This is a genomic window from Candidatus Korarchaeota archaeon NZ13-K, assembly GCA_003344655.1.
GTDB lineage: Archaea > Korarchaeota > Korarchaeia > Korarchaeales > Korarchaeaceae > Korarchaeum.
The window spans coordinates 1-3066 of sequence record MAIU01000117.1 but is presented as its reverse complement, the minus strand read 5'-3'; the positions used below and the strand labels follow the sequence as shown (position 1 = coordinate 3066).

Below are 3066 nucleotides of genomic sequence, written 5' to 3'. Positions count from 1 at the left end.
TGGGGGGAGTGTGAGCGCGGGGTGGATGAGCTGAGCTGGGTGCAAAAGGTGTTCATAGATAGGGCGGATCTCTACCTGGAGATAATGAACAGCACCTGGTCCGAGGGAGAGCAGATAGCGAGGTCTATAGCTGAGCTCCTGAGGGACAACGGCCTGGATTCAGGCAGGGTGCTCGAGGCCTTCTGCGGGAACGGGAGGGTGGCCATACCGCTGGCCCTCCAGGGCTATGATGTGCTTGGCTTCGACATATCGCTGCCATTCATACAGGACGCCAGGCTGAAGGCCGAGAGGTACAGGGTCTCGGAGAGGGCCAGGTTCGTGGTCTCAGATGCGAGGGAGATAGACGCGACCCTGAGGGGTGAGAGCTTCGACGCTGTTGTAATAGTCTCCACCTCCCTAGGGTACTACGACTCCATGACCGATGAGGCTATCCTGAGGAAGCTCAGATCCCTCGCCAAGGACGGCGCGATCCTGATAATAGCGAACACTTTCCACAGGGAGACCCCGAGCTGGAGCCAATGCAACAGGGTGTTCCAGAGGTACGGTTCGCTCGTCCTCATGGAGGAGATAAGGTTCGATCCCCTCTGGTCGAGGCTCTTCTCTAAGTGGATCCTGCTGAGGGATGACGGCGAGGGGAACCTGATGAAGGAGCTCGAGGTCCTGACGGACATGAGGATCTACACGTCAACGGAGCTCGCCGAGATACTGAGGAGAGCCGGATGGGGGGTCGACTCCATATACGGCGACATAAGGAAGAGGGAGAAGTTCTCCCCGCCCTGTCCCTACCTAAGCCTGGTCGCCAAGGCCATCCAGACAACCGACTAGGTTCGACACGATCTCCCTGAGTGCCTCATAGGGCTCCTTCACCCCGAACCTGCTCCTTATCGTCTCCCAGGGCTTCCCCTGGAGGACCTTCGCCACGAGTAAGGACTCCTCCCTCGGGGTGAGACAGTCCCTGCCCTGCCAGAAGTAGCTCCTGACAACCTCGTGTATCGAGTCGGAGGCGAGCTCGTAGACGTAAGTCCCCTTGAGGTAGCCGCTCAGCCTGCTCCTCTGGGAGTTGCTCAGCCTCACCCTCCCCCCCTCCAGCCTCCCCTTGAGGAGGAGCCTGGCCACTGAGGGATTCAGGGAGAAGTAGACATCGTGAAGGCTGGAGAGGAGCCTCCTCTTGAACTCCCTCAGCACCTCCTCGAAGAGCCCCGATGCCTCCCGGCTCAGGGGCTTCATGACTAGGACGCTGTACTCCCCGGTCACGGGATTCCTGTTTGGGCTCAGGTGAACCGCGAAGTAGCCTGATCTAACCCAGAACCTGAGGAGCTCCTCGGTGGCTCCGAAACCGGCCCCAATCCAATCGATACCGCTCTCCCTGGCCTCATCTTCCAGCTCGCTCAGGGCCCTGGTCCCCAGCCCCCTTCCTTGCAGATCGGGGTGAGTCGCGATCCTGACGATCCTCCACCCCCTCAGCCTCCCGAAGCTCTTCATGCAGTAGTGAAGGACGAGCCTGCTCGGTATCACGTGTCCGGGGAGGTCCCTGGATCCCCTCATCACTTCGTCCAGCAGGTGAGGCGGGAGCCCCCCCTCCTCGGCCACGTGGATGCTCACAACGGGCTCCCCTCCGGCCTCGAGAGCCCTGGCGAAGTGATGGGGCGCATCCAGGAGTGTGGCTAGGTCGTTTGGCCTGTTCCTGTAGTGGGCCAGGACGTATATCCCGTAGAACTTCCTAAGGTAGTCCTCATTAATGTCCTGGAGGGATACCCTCCTGTACCTAAGGTCCTCAAGGTTGCTGGGGGGCTCCCCGGGTTCCGCGTCGAGCAGGAGGAAGTCGTAGAGCCACCTCTCCACGGGATCCCCCGGGGGATACCTTATGGGCTCCTCCATCCTCCCCTCAGCGTAAGGCAGGCCCGAACGCCTGATCCTCCTCAGGAACCTGAGCGTGAAGCCCCTCCCAGCCCCCTCGTAGCCGTGTATGGTGGACGAGAATATCGCGAACCTGCTGGTCGAGAGGAACTGGAAGAGGGTTGTCACGGGTATTGAGGCCGCCTCATCAACGACCTTAAGGCTCACATCGACCTCCGAAGCGCTCTCCGGTGTCAGGTAGAAGACGTTCTTCCCCCTGAACCTGACGTCCAAGACCTTACCCTCCCTCACCAGGGGCTCGTACCTCACACCCTGAGCCTCCAGACCCCTCATAAGGAAGCTGAAGATCGTCTGGATCCCCTCTATGCTCGGGGATGTGACTACAGCGCTCCTTACCCTGCTCCTGGTCATTATGAGCGAGAGCGCGAGCCCTATGGCGGCCGATTTACCCCTTCCCCTGTTCGCAGTCAGTATGAAGGCCCTCTTCTTGGTCTCGAATGCCTCCAGAATGGATCTGAGGATCCTCTGCTGATCCTCGGTCATGCAGAGATCCAGAACAGGATCACCCGTCCTCTCAGGTGGCTTCCTATCCCCTGAAACCTTCCCGCAAAGCTCTCCCCTTGAGACATCGCCCACCAGGAAAGTGCCCCTGGCCCCAAGGGATGAGAGGAACCTGGACTTGAAGAGCTGCCTTATCTGCCTCCCCTCGAACGGTGGGACCAGGAACCTCCTCTGGAAGTCCGTCAGCGAGCTCATCCACTCCTCGACAGGTGGTATGGTGAGGATGGCCAATCCCCCTCCCCTGACGACCTCTATGAGCCTTCCTATGTCGTTCGCCCTGAACTGGAGTGAGAGGTCCGCTATGAGCAGGTCCCAGGTACCCCCAAGCACCTCCTCGGTCTGGTCGAAGTCTATGGAGGTGAAGTCCCTCAGGGAGATCCTCTCCAGGTTTGCGCCCATGTGCGTGGCAACGAGCACCCTGCCCTCCCTCATGGAGAGCCACTCTCCGGCCAGCTCCGAGGCGACCTCCAGGGACTCCCTCCCCGAGATCACCACGAGCCTCCTCTCCCCAGTGCTTATGGCCTCCTCCACTATCTCCCTCAGCAAGAGAACCCCCTCTCAGCTGATCCTGGCTCTCCCGACGAGCTCCCTCAGGCTCAGCCCCTTCCTCACTAGGTAAGCTTCCAGTCCCCTGTTTATCTCGCCGAA

Annotated in this window: 2 protein-coding genes; one reads left to right on the top strand and one right to left on the bottom strand. The window is 60.3% G+C overall.

Annotated elements, in window-relative coordinates; all coding sequences use genetic code 11:
- Positions 1–21: 21 nt before the first annotated feature.
- Positions 22–825, top strand: a complete 804-nt coding sequence (locus BA066_07565; GenBank protein ID RDD52837.1) for a class I SAM-dependent methyltransferase — start codon at positions 22–24, stop codon at positions 823–825.
- On the opposite strand, the gene BA066_07560 is transcribed toward BA066_07565, so the two are convergent.
- Positions 787–2964, bottom strand: a complete 2178-nt coding sequence (locus tag BA066_07560) for a tRNA(Met) cytidine acetyltransferase (protein RDD52836.1) — start codon at positions 2962–2964, stop codon at positions 787–789. The genes BA066_07565 and BA066_07560 overlap by 39 nt on opposite strands.
- Between the last annotated feature and the right edge of the window lie 102 nt (positions 2965–3066).